Annotated in this window: 15 protein-coding genes; 14 read left to right on the forward strand and 1 reads right to left on the reverse strand. The window is 35.7% G+C overall.

Annotation, left to right across the window (positions count from 1 at the left end; all coding sequences use genetic code 11):
* Positions 1–2: 2 nt before the first annotated feature.
* The 12 genes from CI949_RS00975 to pepF all read left to right on the forward strand — a co-directional run bounded on the left by CI949_RS00975 (position 3) and on the right by pepF (position 14,143).
* Positions 3–2,453 (forward strand): helicase C-terminal domain-containing protein, encoded by a 2,451-nt coding sequence (locus CI949_RS00975; protein WP_290762227.1) that lies wholly within the window; start codon positions 3–5, stop codon positions 2,451–2,453.
* Positions 2,454–2,456: 3 nt separating this feature from the next.
* Complete coding sequence (locus tag CI949_RS00980; RefSeq protein ID WP_290762229.1) at positions 2,457–3,383, forward strand: cell wall hydrolase; 927 nt, start codon at positions 2,457–2,459, stop codon at positions 3,381–3,383.
* A 12-nt stretch (positions 3,384–3,395) separates the two neighbouring features.
* Positions 3,396–4,193: a polysaccharide deacetylase family protein gene (locus CI949_RS00985; RefSeq protein ID WP_290762231.1), complete on the forward strand. Its 798-nt coding sequence runs from the start codon at positions 3,396–3,398 to the stop codon at positions 4,191–4,193.
* The gene (dut, locus tag CI949_RS00990; protein ID WP_290762234.1) at positions 4,183–4,623 is read left to right on the forward strand and encodes a dUTP diphosphatase; all 441 of its coding nucleotides are present in this window, start codon (positions 4,183–4,185) and stop codon (positions 4,621–4,623) included. The genes CI949_RS00985 and dut overlap by 11 nt, the downstream gene beginning before the upstream one ends.
* A 15-nt stretch (positions 4,624–4,638) precedes the next feature.
* Positions 4,639–5,568 (forward strand): homoserine kinase, encoded by a 930-nt coding sequence (gene thrB / locus CI949_RS00995; RefSeq protein WP_290762238.1) that lies wholly within the window; start codon positions 4,639–4,641, stop codon positions 5,566–5,568.
* A complete protein-coding gene (locus CI949_RS01000) occupies positions 5,561–6,856 on the forward strand; it encodes a homoserine dehydrogenase (protein WP_290762241.1) in 1,296 nt (431 codons plus the stop codon). Before thrB ends, CI949_RS01000 begins: the two co-directional genes overlap by 8 nt.
* Positions 6,857–6,890: 34 nt before the next feature.
* Positions 6,891–8,114 carry an aspartate kinase gene (locus tag CI949_RS01005; RefSeq protein ID WP_290762244.1) on the forward strand — a complete coding sequence of 408 codons (1,224 nt, stop codon included), beginning with the start codon at positions 6,891–6,893 and terminating at the stop codon, positions 8,112–8,114.
* Between the two features lie 112 nt (positions 8,115–8,226).
* Positions 8,227–8,349 carry a desulfoferrodoxin FeS4 iron-binding domain-containing protein gene (locus tag CI949_RS01010; RefSeq protein ID WP_076543520.1) on the forward strand — a complete coding sequence of 41 codons (123 nt, stop codon included), beginning with the start codon at positions 8,227–8,229 and terminating at the stop codon, positions 8,347–8,349.
* Between the two features lie 196 nt (positions 8,350–8,545).
* Positions 8,546–9,937, forward strand: a complete 1,392-nt coding sequence (gene asnS / locus CI949_RS01015) for an asparagine--tRNA ligase (RefSeq protein WP_290762251.1) — start codon at positions 8,546–8,548, stop codon at positions 9,935–9,937.
* Positions 9,938–9,968: 31 nt separating this feature from the next.
* The gene (locus CI949_RS01020; protein WP_290762252.1) at positions 9,969–11,831 is read left to right on the forward strand and encodes an FAD-dependent oxidoreductase; all 1,863 of its coding nucleotides are present in this window, start codon (positions 9,969–9,971) and stop codon (positions 11,829–11,831) included.
* Entirely contained in the window at positions 11,815–12,354 is a 540-nt protein-coding gene (locus CI949_RS01025; protein ID WP_290762254.1) for a methylated-DNA--[protein]-cysteine S-methyltransferase, read from the forward strand. The genes CI949_RS01020 and CI949_RS01025 overlap by 17 nt, the downstream gene beginning before the upstream one ends.
* Positions 12,347–14,143 carry an oligoendopeptidase F gene (pepF, locus tag CI949_RS01030; protein WP_290762257.1) on the forward strand — a complete coding sequence of 599 codons (1,797 nt, stop codon included), beginning with the start codon at positions 12,347–12,349 and terminating at the stop codon, positions 14,141–14,143. Before CI949_RS01025 ends, pepF begins: the two co-directional genes overlap by 8 nt.
* A 62-nt stretch (positions 14,144–14,205) precedes the next feature.
* On the opposite strand, the gene CI949_RS01035 is transcribed toward pepF, so the two are convergent.
* Positions 14,206–15,000 carry a carboxylesterase gene (locus CI949_RS01035; RefSeq protein ID WP_290762260.1) on the reverse strand — a complete coding sequence of 265 codons (795 nt, stop codon included), beginning with the start codon at positions 14,998–15,000 and terminating at the stop codon, positions 14,206–14,208.
* 167 nt (positions 15,001–15,167) lie between these two features.
* Between CI949_RS01035 and pepV the strand changes: the two genes are divergently transcribed.
* Both pepV and CI949_RS01045 read left to right on the forward strand, forming a co-directional pair.
* Positions 15,168–16,577 carry a dipeptidase PepV gene (gene pepV, locus CI949_RS01040; RefSeq protein ID WP_290762263.1) on the forward strand — a complete coding sequence of 470 codons (1,410 nt, stop codon included), beginning with the start codon at positions 15,168–15,170 and terminating at the stop codon, positions 16,575–16,577.
* On the forward strand, positions 16,570–17,883 hold the full coding sequence (locus tag CI949_RS01045; protein WP_290762266.1) for a M18 family aminopeptidase: 1,314 nt from the start codon (positions 16,570–16,572) through the stop codon (positions 17,881–17,883). The genes pepV and CI949_RS01045 overlap by 8 nt, the downstream gene beginning before the upstream one ends.
* Positions 17,884–17,897: the final 14 nt, after the last annotated feature.

Genomic DNA, 17,897 nt, shown 5'->3' on the forward strand with positions numbered 1-17,897 from the left:
AGTTGTCTGCTAGTGCTGAAATGTTATTAGAAGTTGGCAAAGAAATAAAAAAAGAAATAGAGACAGCAGCTGGGAATGAGATTTTTATTAGAGCTCAATTAAATAATAAAAATATCATTGAAGATTTTGAAGTTCTGGCCAGAGGCAACAGTTATTCGGCACCTGCAGTTATTAATAATTTAATAGCTGGAGAAATGGTTATTCATAATCATCCTTCTGGAGACCTGACACCTTCTGCAGCTGATATTAGACTGGCAGCAAAAATTGCAGCCAGAGAAGTTGGTTTTGCAATTATAAATAACCAGGCAGATCAAATTTATGTTGTAGTTGAAGCAGGAACAAAAAAAGAAAAGAAGAAATTAGATAAAGAGGAAGTTTTAAGTTATTTTAAAAAAGAGGGGAAATTAGCCGGTGAATTAAAAGGTTTTTCTGAGAGAAAAGAACAGCTGCTTACAGCTGAAAAAATTATCGATTCATTTAATCAGCATCAATTTGATTTTATTGAGGCTGGTACCGGGACTGGAAAATCTTTTGCCTATTTAATACCTGCTCTTTTTTATAATGATTTAAATCAGGCAAGAATAGTGGTTTCTACAAATACAATTAATCTTCAGGAACAGCTGATTAATAAAGACTTAGTTACCCTGCAGCGGGTGCTTGATTTTGATTTTAACGCAGTTTTAGTTAAAGGGAGAAATAATTATCTCTGCCTGAGGAAATTTAAAAATTTTAAAAAGAATTTTGATAACAACGAGCTTGAGATAGACGCGAAAATATTTAACGAGCTAAATGAGTGGAAAAAGCAGACTGAAAGTGGAGAAAAAAGCGAAATTAATTTTCAGCTGAAAAATAAGGTCTGGAATCAGATTGCTGCCGAAAGTGATCTTTGTTTAAAAACATCATGTCCTTTTTATGCTAACTGCTTTTTTATGCAGGCCAGAAAGAAAATATATAAGGCGGATATTTTAATTGTTAATCACCACCTTTTATTGTCTGATGCAAGAGTAAAAGAGGATACAGGTTCTGTTGATCGAGGTATTTTACCCAATTTTAATCATTTAATTATTGATGAGGCTCATAATATTGGCGAAATTGCAACTGATCATCTGGGCTATCCGCTTTACCAGCCCCTGCTGGATAACTGGCTAAAAAGACTGAGTGGAGACAAAAAATCGTTACTGTCAGAAATTAGAGAGGACATTGCCTTTACTGTTGATTCTGATCAAAAAAGGCTGCGGGAAATTTTAGATAAAAGAATAATTCCTACAACCCAAAAAATAAGAGATTTAATTCCTCAGTATTTTAATGAACTCAAGGATTTAATTTCTGATTATAAGGATAAAAAGATTACAGTTGATGATAAATTAAAAAGCAATCCTAAATGGCAGGAATTCTATCAGACTGCCCAGGATCTGGCTGCTTATTTAAAAAACGATTTTTCTTTTCTACAGATCATTTACGAAAATCTATATCTTGGTCTGGAAGCAGAGACAGATGAGAGTGAAATGAAGATCAAATCCAGTTTAAATCGCTGTCAGGATTTAATAAAACGCATAGAATTTAATTTAAAGGCTGAAGATGATGATTATGTTTTCTGGCTGGAGTCGAGCTATTATAGGGGCTCTGAACAGACTGTACAGAAATCAGCCCCGATTGATGCTGGAAAATTTTTGCCGGATATGCTCTGGTCAAAATTAACAAATATCATCTTTACTTCTGCTACAATTACAGCTGCCGGCTCTTTTGATTATTTTTACCGCGAAACCGGGATATCTAAAGCTGAAGAGCTTAAGGTGGAATCACCTTTTGATTATTCAAAACAGGCAGAACTTTTGATTCCAGTGGATTTTCCAGATCCAGGCAGTAAAATTTTTCTTAAGGAACTTGTGATCAGTCTCAAGGAAATTATTTCAAAAACTCAGGGTTCAACGATGGTTTTATTTACCTCCTATCGAATGCTCAGCTACTGTTATAACAACCTTAAAGCAGAGCTGGAAGAGATGGGGATTAGAATACTGTCACAGTCAAAACTATCCCGCAATTATATTATGCAGGAGTTTCACAGTGAATACAAAACAATAATTTTTGGGACTTCAAGCTTCTGGGAAGGAGTAGATTTACCTGGAGATCTGCTTAAATATCTGGTAATGGTTAAACTTCCATTTCCAGTTCCTGGTGAGCCGCTTTATCAGGCAAAAGAAGATCTCTTAAAAGAAAAAGGGCTTAACCCTTTTTATAATCTTGCTCTGCCTCAGGCGGTAATTAAGTTCAGGCAGGGTTTTGGAAGATTAATCCGTTCCAAAAAAGATTCTGGTTTTATCATTCTATTTGACCGAAGAGTTAAAAGTAGATCTTATGGACAGAAGTTTTTAGACTCAATTCCGTCGGGGTGCCCGGTGCTTGAAATCAATCAAAAGGAAATTATAAAAAAATTAGAGAATAATGGAGTTTAAAATATGACTAATACAAAAATATTCATAAAAAACTTTTTAATTTTAGCTGCTATCTTTATATTTTCTACTGCTGTTAATGCTGCTCCCAGTTTAAGTTTGATCTATGTTATTCAGCAGGGTGATACACTTTCTGAGATTGCAGCTGATTATGATCTTGAGATAGAGCAGTTAAAAGCTGCAAATAAGATTTCTAATCTGGCAGATATTAAAATGGGTGATGAACTGGTTATTCCTCAGAAGTTGGATAATAAGAATCAGGAAAAACATGAGAAACTATTTAGTGATTTCAAAACTCGCAAAGAAGAACTATCTTTTTCAATTAATACTCATTATGCTGCCAGGATTAACCCCGGCCATCAGGTCCCGAATATTGATAAAATACCAGAGGATGAAATTATAAACTACTATGTTGGTCCTGGTGATACACTTTATGATCTTGCAAGAGATTTCAGCACCACCATTGGAACCATTTTAGCTTTAAATAATAAAAAAAATAGTATTTTGAGGCGGGGAGAAAAAATTCTTCTGCCGGTTAATAATTTAACCGATCATCAAATTTTAAACCAAAGAGTGAGTAAGCAGGAATTGGAGCTGCTTGCAAGGGCAGTGAATGGCGAAGCCAGAGGCGAGCCTTATATCGGTCAGGTTGCAGTGGCTGCAGTTATTATTAATCGAGTTCTTAGTCCTCAATTTCCCAATAATTTTGCTCAGGTTATCTATCAGGCAGGACAGTTTTCGGCAGTTAGTGATGGACAGATTAATTTGAGGCCAAATCAGACTGCTTTTAGAGCAGCAAGAGAAGCTTTAAATGGAAGTGACCCAACAAATGGAGCCCTTTATTTTTATAACCCTAAAACTGCTACCAGGGTTAGCTTTTTTGAAGGTAGAAGAGTGATTACCAAAATAGGAGATCATGTTTTTGTAGAATAGGGGTGAAGATTTTTGTTTACTAACTCATTTAAAACTTTCCAGCTTTTTAAAAAGAAGCTGGCTTATTTTTTTATAATAATAATAATATTTTCCAGTAGTTCTGTTCTGGCTCAAAATAACTTTAGGAGCAATTACAGCTCCAGAAGAATGGTTCCAATTTATAAGGTAGATAGAGATGATCATAAAATTACTCTCACAGTTGATGGAGCCTGGGGGAGCGATCAGACTGAAGCTCTGCTGGAACTTTTTAAAAAAGAAGATATTAGTGTTTCATTTTTCTTTGCCGGAATCTGGCTGCAGAACAATCCGGATTTAGTTCAGAAAATTTTAGCTGCTGGACATCAGATTTATAATCATTCCTACAGCCATTCTCATTTTAATAACTTAAGCAAAAATGAAATAATAGAAGAACTTCAGAAAACTGAGGCAATAATTAAGCAGTATCAAAACTCTGAAACTGGACTTAAACTTTTTAGACCCCCTTATGGTGAGTATAATGACTTTGTAATCAAAACAGCAAGAGAGCTTGGCTATCAGGTTGTTCAGTGGAGCCTTGATTCTCATGACTGGATGGATCCCGGCCAGGAATACATAGTTGAGCGGGTTATTAATAACATTAACTCGGGAGATATCCTGCTTTTTCATAATAATTCGGAGAATATTGTAGAAATACTAAGCGAAATTATTCCAATTCTAAAGCAGGATTATCAATTTGTCAAAATAGAAGATCTAATTTATAATGATAACTATCAGATAAGTTCTCTAACTGGTTTACAATACAAAATAAAGGGTGATGTTAATGGAAATTAAAGCAGAAAGGGTCAATAAGGATATTGAATTACCAAAATACCAGCATTTTGGGGAAGATGCCGGTCTGGATCTGCATGCAGCAGAAGAACTAACAATCAAAAGTGGAGAATACAAATTAATAAAAACAGGTCTGAAAATTGCTGTTCCCAAAGGTTATGCAGCTTTTGTATATCCGCGCAGTGGTCTAGCTTTAAAAAAAGGGGTTACAGTTTTAAATGCTGATGGAGTAATTGATTCCGGTTATCGCGGAGAAGTTGGGGTAATTTTAATTAACCATGGAGCTGAAGACTTTAATGTCAATTTTAATGATAGAATAGCCCAGCTTATTATTCAGCAGGTTAATACAATAGAGTGGAATGAAGTAGAGAGTTTAAGTGAAAGTCAGCGAGGAGAAGGCGGCTTTGGCCATACCGGGATCAAAAAGAATTAGGAAAGGATAATTAATATGCCTAAAATAAAAGTGCCGGCAACTACAGCAAACTTAGGCCCTGGTTATGATACTCTGGGGCTTGCTTTAAGTTTATATAATGATTTTGAGGTTAAAAAAAGAGAAGACGAGCAGTTAAAAATTAAAATTATCGATCAAAATAAAAGTACAGAAATAAAAATTGCCGCTGAAGATAATCTAATAGCCCTGGCCTATAAAAAATATTTTAACTTTATTGCTGAGGATTTAAGAGGTGCTGAAATAGTTGAAAAAATGCATACTCCCCTGGCCAGGGGTCTCGGCAGCAGTTCTTCGGCTATTATTGGAGGCCTGGCTGCAGCAGCAGTAGTATCAGGTAAATTAATCAGTGAAAATGATTTTATCCAGCTGGCTGTTGAGTTAGAAAAACATCCAGATAATGTTGTTCCAGCTCTGGTTGGAGGGCTAACAGTAAATTTTTATTGCAATAATAACTATGATTATTATAAAATAGATGTGGAGCAGGAACTTGATTTTATTCTGGTAGTACCGGACTTTGAGCTGAAAACTGAAAATTTGAGGCAGGTTTTACCAGCAGAAATAGATTATCCAAGTGCAATTAATAACCTCAGTCGAGTTGGTCTGCTGACAGCGGCCTTCATTAACAGAGATTATAAGCTTTTAAAAACTGCGATGGAGGATCAGCTGCATCAGCCATACAGAAAAAAACTAATTAAAGGCTTTGACCAGGTACTCGAAGCAGCCTACAGTAGTGGTGCTTATGGAGCGGCGCTGAGTGGTGCTGGACCAACAATTTTAGCCTGTGCCCGGCAGAATTCTACTGAGATTGCCGAAAACATGAAAAAGGTATTTGAGTCTAATTCTATCAGAACAGATATTTTTATAGTAAAGGCCTGTAATCAGAGTTTATATCAGTATTTAAAAGAGGAGATATCTCAGAATGCTTAAACTGGCCCTGATCGCCAATCATACAGACTCTTTAGAGGGTTTTTTTGATTTTTTCATAGAAAATAAAAATAAAATAGAAAAAAAGGCTGCTCAGAAGTTTGAAATTACATATATTTTTAATGATTCTCCAGAAAATGAAGTCAAAGCTTTTTTTGCAGCCCGAGATGTCGACTTAAAAGTTACTGATAATTATCAGCAGCTGGTAAAAAATAAAGAAGTTGATATAATCATAGAATTAAGCCGTAAGTTTGAAACTGCGGATTATCTGCTTCAGGCATTAGAAAATAAAAAACAGGTAATTACAAGTAACCATAAGGTTCTGGCAGAAAACTATCTGTTGATCAAAGAGGCTGAGAAGAAGTTTAGAACCAGGGTGTTTTTTTCTGCAGTATTTTCTCCCTTACCTTTAAAAACTCTGCTCAATAATTTCTATGCTCTGGATGAAGTTAAGGAAATCAATGGGGTTTTAAATGCAACTACCAATTTCATTTTAGCTGAGATGGAAAAAAATACTGTAAGCATGAAAGAAACAGTTGAACAGGCAAAGGAATTGAGCTATACTGAAGAAAATCCTGAATTTGATTTAAGCGGTAGGGATAGTTTAAATAAAAGTATTTTGCTGGTAGATTTGATTTACAACACAGCTCTTGATCCTTCTCAGGTTCAAGCCAAAGGGATAAAAGGAATTACAAGTTATGACCTGATCTATGCAGCAGAGCTTGGTTATAAAATAAAATTAATTTCTACTATTAAGAAACAGGATCAGAAAATATATTTTGGAGTTAGACCAAATTTAGTTCCTAAGAACTCTTTTTTCTCTTCTTTAAATGATAACAGTAATGGAATAGAGTTGTTTTCAAAATATAATTCCAGAATCTTTATTAAAGCCGAAAATAATGAGTCAGCTGCTTCCAATCTACTCAGCCAGGACTTAATAAGTGCTGCCGAAATAATCAGCTCTCAAAGCGATATTGATTTTGATTTGGAAGCCTTAAGAGCAAATAAAATTAAACTAAATGACCTTTATCAGCAGCAGGCAAACAACTTTTATGTCAGATTGCAGCTTGAAAAAGATAAACAGATAATTGAAAAAATCAAAGATATCTTTTCAGAAAAAAATCTGGCAGATTTAATTTTACATGATAATTTGACTGAAACTCCACTGCTGCCTGTAATAATCATTACTAAGAAAATTAAAGAAAAAGATTTAGAAGAATTACTAAAAGAAGTTGAGAATCTAGAAGGAGTTCTAACTGTTAATAATGTAATAGCAGTTAAAACAGAATAATAATTTTATCATTAACAATAGGAAGGTGAAACAGTTGTCATTAATTGTACAAAAATATGGAGGAAGTTCAGTAGCAAATCCTGAATTAATTAAAAATGTTGCCAGAAGAGTAATTGAGGGGTATGAGGAAGGCAATCAAATGGTAGTAGTGGTTTCAGCAATGGGAGATACTACTGACCATTTAATAGATCTAATGGGAGATATCACTGATGATCCTGATCCAAGAGAAGTAGATATGCTTTTAACAACCGGGGAGCAGGTTTCAATTGCCCTATTAACTATGGCAATTCATTCTCTTGGTTACCCGGCAATCTCTTTAACCGGCAGTCAGATGAAAATTAAAACTAATGAAAAACATAATCAGGCTATGATTACAGATGTAGATACCACTCGTTTGAGAAAAGAACTAGCAGAAAATAAGATTGTAATTGTTGCTGGTTTTCAGGGGGTAAATGATAATCAAGATTTTACAACCCTGGGTCGAGGAGGTTCTGATACTACAACTGTAGCTGTGGCAGCAGCTATGAATGCTGACCGCTGTGAAATTTATTCTGATGTTGATGGAGTTTATACTGCTGACCCCAGAATAGTAGAAAATGCCAGTAAGCTGGACTCGATTTCATATGAAGAAATGCTGGAACTTGCAAATTTGGGTGCTAATGTCCTTCATCCAAGAGCAGTTGAGCTGGCAAATAATTATAATTTAGACTTATATATTGCCTCAAGTTTTAATAAAACCATGGGGACAATTGTTAGAGGAGATGAGAGCATGGAAGGTAAAAAAAATGTAGTTGGAGCAGCGAGTGATTTAGGAGAAATAAAAATTACAGTTGAGAGAGTACCGGATGAGCCAGGGATAGCAGGTAAAATGTTTAAGGCTCTAGCTGATGCAGGAGTTAATGTTGATATGATTATTCAGAACCTGCAGCGGGATGAACTGAATGATATTACCTTTACTATTAATCAGGAACAGGAAAAATTGGCAGTTAACGTCCTGGAAAAAATAAAGGAAAAACTTAAATTTGATAACTATACAATTGATCGAGATGTTGCAAAAATTTCTATAGTTGGAGCAGGGATGCAGTCAACTCCGGGGATAGCGGCCAGAATGTTCAGCTCATTTGGCGAAAATAATATTAATATTGAAATGATTACAACCTCTGAGATTAAAATTTCCTGTTTGATAAAAAAAGAAGAAGCAGATAGGGCTTTAAATGTTTTACATAAGGAATTTAAGCTGGATCAGATAAATAATTAAATATTGCAAAAACTTTAATTTTCGCGTATAATTAAAACAGGCAGTTTTTAAGATAGAATTTACTTACTGCTCAAATTTTATTATTCTAATTATTCTGTGAGGAGGCTAAAATATGAATGTAAAGAAAAAAGGCGAAGTTTATCGCTGTGAAATTTGTGGTAATGTGGTTGAGGTTAAAGAAGCTGGTGGAGGCGAACTCGTATGCTGTGGTGAGCCAATGAAATTAGAAGAATAATTAAAAAATAATTAGGGCCCGGGGTTTATACTCCGGGCTTTTAAGTGCTTTTAGTTTGAAATTAAAATAATTTTTAATTATTTCTTAAAGGATTTCGCTCTGCTTGCGAGAAGTTATTATAATAGAAATTAAACCAAAAAGATATGGATTTTAAATCAAATAATTTTAATAGAATATTGGGGAGGAAATTTTTAAAATGAATTATTTTGAAAGAAAAAAAATAAAAGATATACTTGAAGATAAGATCGACAGCTACCAGGATGTTATTGTAATGGGCTGGGTGAGAACTAAAAGAGTTTCAAAAAATATTGCCTTTATAGAAATTAATGATGGAAGTGCACTTAAGAATCTGCAGCTAGTTATTTTAGATCCTGATGCTCATCCGCTGGCTGAGATTAATACTGGTGCCAGCATTAAAGTTAAAGGTTATATAGATAAAGTTGAAGGTAGAGAACAGGATGTAGAGATGAAGGCCGAAGAAATTGAAGTTATTGGTGAAGCACCGGAAGATTTTATTCTACAGAAAAAAAGACACAGCTTTGAATTTTTACGAGAAATTGCTCATCTGCGGGCAAGAACTAATACTTTTGGTGTGGTTAACCGCTTCCGCAGCAAAATGTCGTATGCAGTTCATAACTATTTTTATAATAAAGATTTTAAATACATTCATACTCCAATTATCACCTCTGGAGATGCAGAGGGTGCAGGAGAAGTTTTTAAAATATCCACACTTGATTTTGAAAATCTTCCCCGCACCGAAAAAGGTGAAATTGACTATTCTCAGGATTTCTTTACTCAGGAGACCGGGCTCACGGTTAGTGGACAGCTGGAGGCAGAACTGCTGGCTACAGCTCTGGGAGATGTTTATACTTTTGGACCAACTTTTAGAGCAGAAAATTCTAATACATCCCGCCACGCTTCAGAATTCTGGATGATTGAGCCAGAAATGGCTTTCTGTAATTTAGATGAGATGATGACTTTAATGGAAGATTTTATTAAAAATTTATTTAAATTTGCCCTAAAAGAAGCCGAGGAAGAAATGGACTTCTTTAACCAGTGGATTGATGAGGGCCGCCGCGAAATGATTGAAAATATTATTGAGGCTGATTTCGGCCGGATCACTTATACTGAGGCAATTGAAATTTTAGAAAACAGTGAACAGGATTTTGAATATCCGGTCAGCTGGGGTGTCGATCTGCAGTCTGAGCATGAAAGATACCTGACAGAAGAACATTTTAAAAAGCCAATAATGGTTAAAGATTATCCAAAAGAAATTAAAGCTTTTTATATGCGCCAGAATGATGATGGTAAAACAGTTGCTGCAGTGGACTGTCTGGTACCAGGAGTTGGCGAGATTGTTGGGGGTAGTCAGCGGGAAGAAAGATACGATAAATTAAAAAGTAGAATGGAAGAGCTGGATATGGACCTGGAAAAATATGATTGGTTTTTAGACATTAGAAAATATGGTTCAGTTCCCCATTCTGGTTTTGGCCTTGGTTTTGAAAGACTGCTGATGTATTTATCTGGAATGCAGAATATTAGAGATGTTATTTCCTTCCCTCGTACACCAGGTAATGCTAAGTTCTAATCATTTGAGCAATCAATAGAGGAGAAAAGAGATGCTGAATAAGAGAAAAATACTTTTAAAATTAATCATGATCCTAATACTGGCTGTAATTTGTCTGCCTGTAAATTCTGCCGCGGAAGAAATTAATAAAGAAATCAATAGTGAGATTTTGATTTATTCAGCTGAACCAGAAGGAGTAATGGCGGCTGTTGCTGCTGCAGAGGAAGGCAAAAAAGTCACTCTGGTCATGACCAGGGAAAAACCAGGCGGCCTGATGACTTATGCCGCCTTAAATTTCCTTGATTTAAATTACGACCAGAAATCTAATAATATAAATCAGGGTTTATTTACACGCTGGCATCAAAAAGTTGGTTCAGCTATCTCTTTTTCTCCTCAGAAAGCAGAAACAGCATTTTCGGAAATGCTGGCTGCAGAAGAAAATATCAAGGTTATAAATTCTGTCGAGCTACAGCAGGTTAAAACCAAAAATAGAAGTATTGAATCTATAAAAGTAAAAAAGGATAGTCAACTATATAATTTAACTGCTGATTATTACATTGACGCCTCTCAGGACGGTGACCTGGCAGCTGCAGCTGGTGAGGATTTTTTTCTGGGTACAGCTGATATTAATTTAAAAAATAGCTGGATGGCTTCTACTCAAATTTTAAGGTTTTCAGATGTTAAACCGGCTCTACTAAAGCAGGCTGTTAGAAATAATAAATATCAGGCAAGTCATTTTCGAGATGATCATGCCTGGGGCTTTTCTAACTTTGGAAAAAGCTATCAGCCTCAGGCTGACAATTTAAGACTGCGGGGCTTAAATATAGTTTTCATCGAGAATAATGGTGGCTATGATGCTTATATCAATGCTTTACTGCTTTTTAATGTCGATCCTCTTTCGGAGCCTTCTCTCCAGCAGGCAAAGAAGAATGCTGCAGAAGAAGCGGAATTGATTTTATCCTATCTTCAGCGAAATCTAGAGGGATTTTCAGGAGCCAGTTTAGATAAACTACCACCAGAACTATATCGAAGAGAAAGCAGACATTTTTTAACAGAATATCAGTTAAAAGTAGGAGACTTATTCCGGCAGAAAATTTTTCCTGATACCATCACTTTAGCTTCTTATCCACTAGATTATCAGGCGGCTGCCCATGATTATCCTGGTTTTGTGCTTTTTAACCCTGATTATTACGGGATACCTCTGCGGTCTTTAATTGCCCGTAAAAACAAAAATTTAATGATAGTTGGGCGGAGCAGTGGTTATAGTTCACTGGCAGCCGCCAGCAGTAGAGTTTTACCAGTAGGGATGAACACTGCTGAAGCAGCTGCAGTTACTGCTGCAGAAGCTTTAAATAAAGATAAATCTCTGCTTGAACTTGCTGAAGATCAAGCAAGTCTGGATAAGATTCGGTCTCGGCTTAATATTGAACTTAGTAATTATCCTGCAGAAGCTCCAATTGTCAAAGATAAAAAGCTCCTTCAGAGTCTGGAAAAACTTCTTTCCTGGGGAATTACCATTGGTGGTTATAATAATAATTTCAAACTGAATATCCCACCAACCGAAAAAGAATTTACAGCTATTGTTTTAAAAATTATGCAAAAAAAAGAGGCAGAAATTCTTTATGAATGGGTGCCCGGCAGTTTAGAAACCTTAAGTAAAAAGCAGAAGCTAAGTACAACCGCTGCTTTAAAACTGCTGCTGGCAGCTGAAAGTCAGCGGGTTCTAGAAATGGAGCAGGAAAACTATTTAAAGAGAGCTGAAGAATTGAAATTAATACCCGCTGCTCTAAAAGACATTTTTGTTGAAGATAGAATAATGAGCCGGAGAGAGATGATTATTCTGGCAGAAGCTTATCTAGAGCGCTTTAAAACTCCATCTGACTTGAAATATATAAGGGGTGAATATTTTGACTAAAGACAGCTACCATACATATTATCCCTCGCCAATAGGTATTTTAAAAATAGAATTTAATAATCAAGCTTTATTAAAAATTGAGTTTGATGACCACCTGAGAGAAGTGAAAAACAACTGTCAAAAGAATTTTTATGAAGATCCGGAAATTCTAAAAATCTATAATTTGATTTTTGACCAGTTAAATCAATATTTTATGGGCCAGAGGAATATATTTGATATTCCTATTCAGCTCAACGGAAGTCGTTTTGAACTGAAGGTCTGGAAGTTTATTCAGAAAATACCCTACGGCAAAACTTTTTCTTATCAAGAACTGGCAGCAGCAATTGGAAATCCTGGAGCAGCAAAAGCAGTTAGACTTGCCAGTTCGCGAAACCCGATTGCAGTAATTATCCCCTGCCATCGAGTAGTTGCTTTAAAAGGTGGCAATAAAGGTTATCGCGGTGGAGGCTGGCGCAAAGAATGGCTTTTGAAACACGAAAATAATAAAAGTAAACATTTAGAAAGGAAGATTTCTTTTGTCTAAAGAATTAAAACAAAGAGAAGAAATTGATAATAAATACAAATGGAATTTAAATGATATTTATGCTGACGATCAGAGTTTTGAAAATGAACTGGAAAATGTGCTTGCAGAAGTTAAAAATATTGAAAAATTAAAAGCAGATTTTACAGATAGTGCAGATAAATTACTTGCTGCCTTAAATAAAATAATTAAAATTGAAGAAAAAACAGCCCGGTTATATGCTTATGCACATATGAAATATGATCAAAATACCCAGCAGGAAAAATATCAGAATTACAAAAACAAGGCAATGATGTGCTATAACAAATTATCAAATTCAACTTCATTTATGGTGCCGGCAATTATTCAGCTGGGCGAAGAAAAACTTGCTCAGTATAAAAAAGAAAATCAGGAGCTTGAATTTTTTAATCACTTTTTTGATAATATTTTAAGACAGAAAGAACATTATCTTTCTGCCAAAGAGGAAAAAATTCTGGCTTTAGCTGGTGAGGTTACTCAGAGTTCAGAAAATATATTCAGCATGCTGAATAATGCAGATCTTCAATTTCCACTGATTAAAGACGAAAATGGAGAAGAACTGCGCCTGACTCACGGCAGATATATAGATCTATTAAAAAATGAAGATCGAAGAGTTAGAGAAGACGCCTTTGAAGGAATGCACGGGGAATATCAAAAACTGGAAAACACTTTTGCGGCAGTACTTGACAGCTCGGTTAAGGGAGATATTTTTTATGCCCGGGCCAGAAAATATGACAGTGCCTTAGAATCTGCCCTTGATAGTGATAATATCAGTACAGATGTTTATAATAATTTAGTTGACACTGTTTCTAATAATCTGAAGCCGCTGCATCAGTATATGGAGCTGAAAAAAGATCTGCTGGAACTGGATGAGCTCCATATTTATGATACTTATACTCCTTTAATCAAAGAAATTGATCTTAAATTTAAATATGAAGAAACAAAAGACATTATTAAAAAAGCGGTAGAGCCACTTGGTGAGAATTATATTAAAACAGTCGAAGAGGGCTTCAACTCAGGCTGGATTGATGTCTATGAGAATAAGGGTAAGCGCTCAGGAGCCTATTCCAGCGGCTGTTATGGAGTTCACCCCTATATTCTGATGAACTATACTCAGGATATCAGCAATCTCTTTACTTTAATTCACGAAATGGGACATGCCATGCACAGCTATTACTCTAACAAAAATCAGCCCTATTTATATGCTGATTATAAGATTTTTGTAGCTGAAGTAGCTTCAACTCTAAATGAGAATCTGCTTTTAGATTATATGCTGGAAAACGCAGCAAGCCGTGAGGAAAAACTTTATCTATTAAACTACTTTTTAGAAGGTTTTAGAGGCACAGTCTACAGACAGACCATGTTTGCTGAGTTCGAAAAGAAGATTCACGAAAGGGTAGAGGCAGGAGAAAGTTTAACCTCTCAGACAATGAAGGGCATGTACAGGAATTTAAACCAGAAATATTTTGGTGAAGCACTGGTCATTGACGAAAAGCTGGATTATGAGTGGGCCAGAATCCCTCATTTCTACTATAATTTCTATGTCTATAAATATGCTACTGGTTATTCCGCAGCAGCAGCTCTGGCCGAAAAGATACAGACTGAAGGTCCAGAGGCAGCAGCTAATTATTTAGAGTTTTTAAAAGCAGGAGGCAGTGACTATCCTCTTAATATCCTGAAAAAAGCTGGAGTTGATATGGAAAAATCAACTGCTATAGAAAATGCAGCTGCTAAGTTTAAAAAGTACTTAAAACAGCTGCAGAAATTAGTTTAATGCTCAGTGAATTTTAACTAAATTATTCATTAATAATTATCAACTTCAAATAAAAGGAATTTTTATTTGCTGAAGAAATTTATAATATCAATGGCACATCTTTCTTTTTCAAGATCGTTGATTATTACATGGGGTGATTTTTGATAGATCTTTTGGTCTACTAAAAATTGTCCCATTTTTTTATTTAAAAAATCCTTAATCTGATCAGTGGCTACCTGTTTATCATTACTGGAAAGGATCAGCTGGGTTGGAGATTTAATTTTAGGAACAGCTTTTCTTCCCTTTTTTATTAACTTATATAATTCAGCCAGAGCCTTAGGATAGTAATTAAAGCTGTAATTGTTGTGGTAGTCAATTTCTTCTGCTGATAAATCAGCCTGATTAATTTGAAAATCATTATCCAGTTTTTTAACAAAATATTTAAGGTATGGTGCAAAGGCAATATTTTTATTGATTGTATAAAAAGCTGGAGCTACTAGTGATAATTTTTTCACTTCAAAATTTGAAGCTACAAGTGCTGCCAGCAGTCCCCCCATGGAAAGACCAGCCAGGTAGATATTTTGATAATCACTTTTTAAATAAAAATAGCTGTCTACAGACTTACGGAGCCACTGCTCGGCACTGCTGTTTAAAAAATCAGATCTATTGGTTGCGTGTCCGGGTAGTCTCGGAACATAGACTGGTAAGTCAAGTTCCTGATAAATTTTTTTGGCGATATAATTCCAGTTGCTGCTTTTACCCCCAAAACCGTGGAGCAAAAGGACGGCTGTACTTTCTTCTTGATTATTAAAACCATATTTAATTTCTCTTCCCAGAGGATTAATTGTGGTTGATTTTTTGATTTTATCTAATTTCAATTTTACGACCCCCATTATTGTCTTTTCTTTCATCATATTACACCAGAGATTTAATTTCAAAGAATATTATTTTAAATTCATAAATAAAAGTGATAGAATATTATTTAGAAAATAAATTTAAACTGCAGGAGGTGAAAGTTTAATAGTTAAGGCTATTAAACTCAAACATGAAAGATAAAATTAGAGAAAGAGCAGAATTTTTAAGAGATAATATGATATTAAGCACTCAGGAGCTGGTTAGAATACCAAGTATTGAGGCAAAAGCCGAAGGAGACTTCCCTTATGGTAAAGATGTCTATCAGGCTCTGGCTAAGGCAGTAGAGATTTCTGAGAACTTAGGTTTTAAGACAAAAAATATAGACAATCAGGCAGCTCATGTAGAGATGGGAGAGGGAGAGGAAATTCTTGGCTTGCTCTGCCACTTAGATGTGGTACCAGAGGGTAGTGACTGGACCTACCCACCTTATGCTGCTGAAATTCATGATGATAATATTTATGGAAGAGGAACTATTGATGACAAGGGACCGGCAGTAGCAGCACTTTATGGAATGAAAATTGTGCAGGAGCTGGGAGTTAAATTGAATAAAAGAGTAAGATTAATTCTCGGTACAAATGAGGAATCCGGTATGGCTTCTCTTGATTACTATTTTAAGAAGGAAAAAATGCCAGATCTGGCCTTCAGCCCCGACGCTACTTTTCCGGCTATTCATGCTGAAAAAGGGATTTTAGATCTTAAATTTTCAGCAAAAATTGAGGAAAAAGCGGCTAAAGAAGGAATAAAGTTAATAGAAATTAAAGGTGGCAATGCAACCAATATGGTTCCAGATTATGCAGAAGCAGTTATTAGCGGTATCGAAAAGGAAAAGTTGCTGGAGCTGCTTAAGGAGCTTGAATATGATCGGGATGAATTGGAAATTAAAGCAGAAAATAATAATTTAATCCTGGGTTATCACGGTATTTCCGCTCACGGCAGTATGCCAGAAGAAGGCAAAAATGCGATTTCTTATTTAATTGATATCCTGGCTGAACTTCCTTTTGCGGCTGCTGGTTATAGAAACTTTTTCAGTTTCTATAAAAATAAAATAGGTCTGGAATATGATGGTGCTTCAATTGGCTGTAAAGATCAGGATGATGTCCCGACAGCTTTAACTTTTAATACTGGAGTTATTAAAGGTGATCAGAGTAAAATCCAATTTATAGTCAATATCCGCTACCCGGTTAAATCAAGTGCTGAGAAAGTAGTCAGTGATATCAAAACTGAGCTCACTGATTTAATTGATGTTGAACTCCTGCGAGATGCTAAACCTTTGTTTGTAGCCAAAGATGATCCTTTTATTAAAAAGCTAATGGCAGCCTATCAGGAATTTACCGGTGATGACAGTGAGCCAATAGCAATTGGTGGTGGAACCTATGCTCGTAAAGTTAAAAAAGGAGTTGCTTTTGGTCCTTTATTTCCGGGACAGCCTGAGCTGGCACATCAAAAAGATGAACATATTGGCATTGACGACCTGGTTAAAAGCGCTGCTATTTATGCTAAGGCAATCATTGATATTGCTGGGGTGAAAACAGATGAATAAAGATGCAGTAGAAATGATAGAATTTATTAATAATTCACCAACTGCTTTTCATGCAGCAGCTGAAGTAAAGAAAAGACTAGAAGAGGCAGGGTTTAAGCAGCTTGATCCAGCTCAGATATGGGAGTTAAAAGAGGGAGAAAAATATTTTGTCAGCCGTAATGACTCTGCTCTAATAGCATTTATAACCGGAAAAGACTTCCTGAATCAGGGTTTTAGAATTATTTCTTCTCACACTGACAGTCCAGCTTTAAAAGTTAAACCAGACCCGATAATTAACAGTGAGGGGCAGTATGTTTTAAATACCGAAATTTATGGAGGCCCCATTTTAAATACCTGGTATGACAGAGAACTGTCTCTGGCTGGAAAAGTTGTGCTCAAATCTGAAAATTCTTTTGAACTGAAAGAAGAATTAATTGACCTGAAAAAAAATCTGGCTGTGGTTCCCAATCTGCCAATTCACCTTAATAAAGATGTTAATCAAAAAGGGAAAATTGATAAGAAGAAAGGTCTGCGGGCACTGATTACTCAAAATTTAGACTCTAAGGAGAGTGGAGGAGATTCTGATTCAGAAGCTGAATTAAAGCTGAAGAATTTAATAGCTCAATTATCCGATTACAGGGCTGAAGAAATTCTGGAAGCCGAGTTCTATCTTTATCCAACCCAAAAAGCTCAGTTTTTAGGTCCTAAAGATGAGTTTATTGCTGCCGGCCGCCAGGACAATCTGGCAATGGTTCATGCTTCTTTAGAGGCCCTCTTAAGCTCTAAAGCAGAGGACTGGACACAGATGGCTGTTTTTTATGATAATGAGGAAATAGGCAGTCATACACCCCAGGGAGCTGATTCTCCCTTTGCTGGCAATTTAATTGAGCGGGTAATCTATAATCTGGGAGCTAAAAGAGAAGATTATTACAGGATTATCGAAAAGTCTTTTTTAATTTCTGCTGATATGGCCCATGCAGTTCACCCTAACTTCAGTGAAGAATATGATCAAAATAACAGAACTTTACTTAATCAGGGACCGGTAATTAAATATAATGCTAATCTGAAATATACAACTAATGCCAGTACAGCTGGTGTTTTAATTGATTTGATGGAGAAAAATGAGATTCCCTATCAGCTTTATACTAACCGCAGTGATAAGCGCGGTGGCTCAACAATTGGACCTATAGCAGCAACTCAGCTGGGAATAAAGAGTATAGATTTAGGAAATCCCCTGCTGGCAATGCACTCCAGTCGTGAGCTGGGCGGCAGTAATGATCAGAAAGAGATGATAAAAGTAATGACTTTATTTTATCAGGAAAATTAGACAGGAGGAGTTAC

It is taken from the genome of Halanaerobium sp. (genome assembly GCF_003070835.1).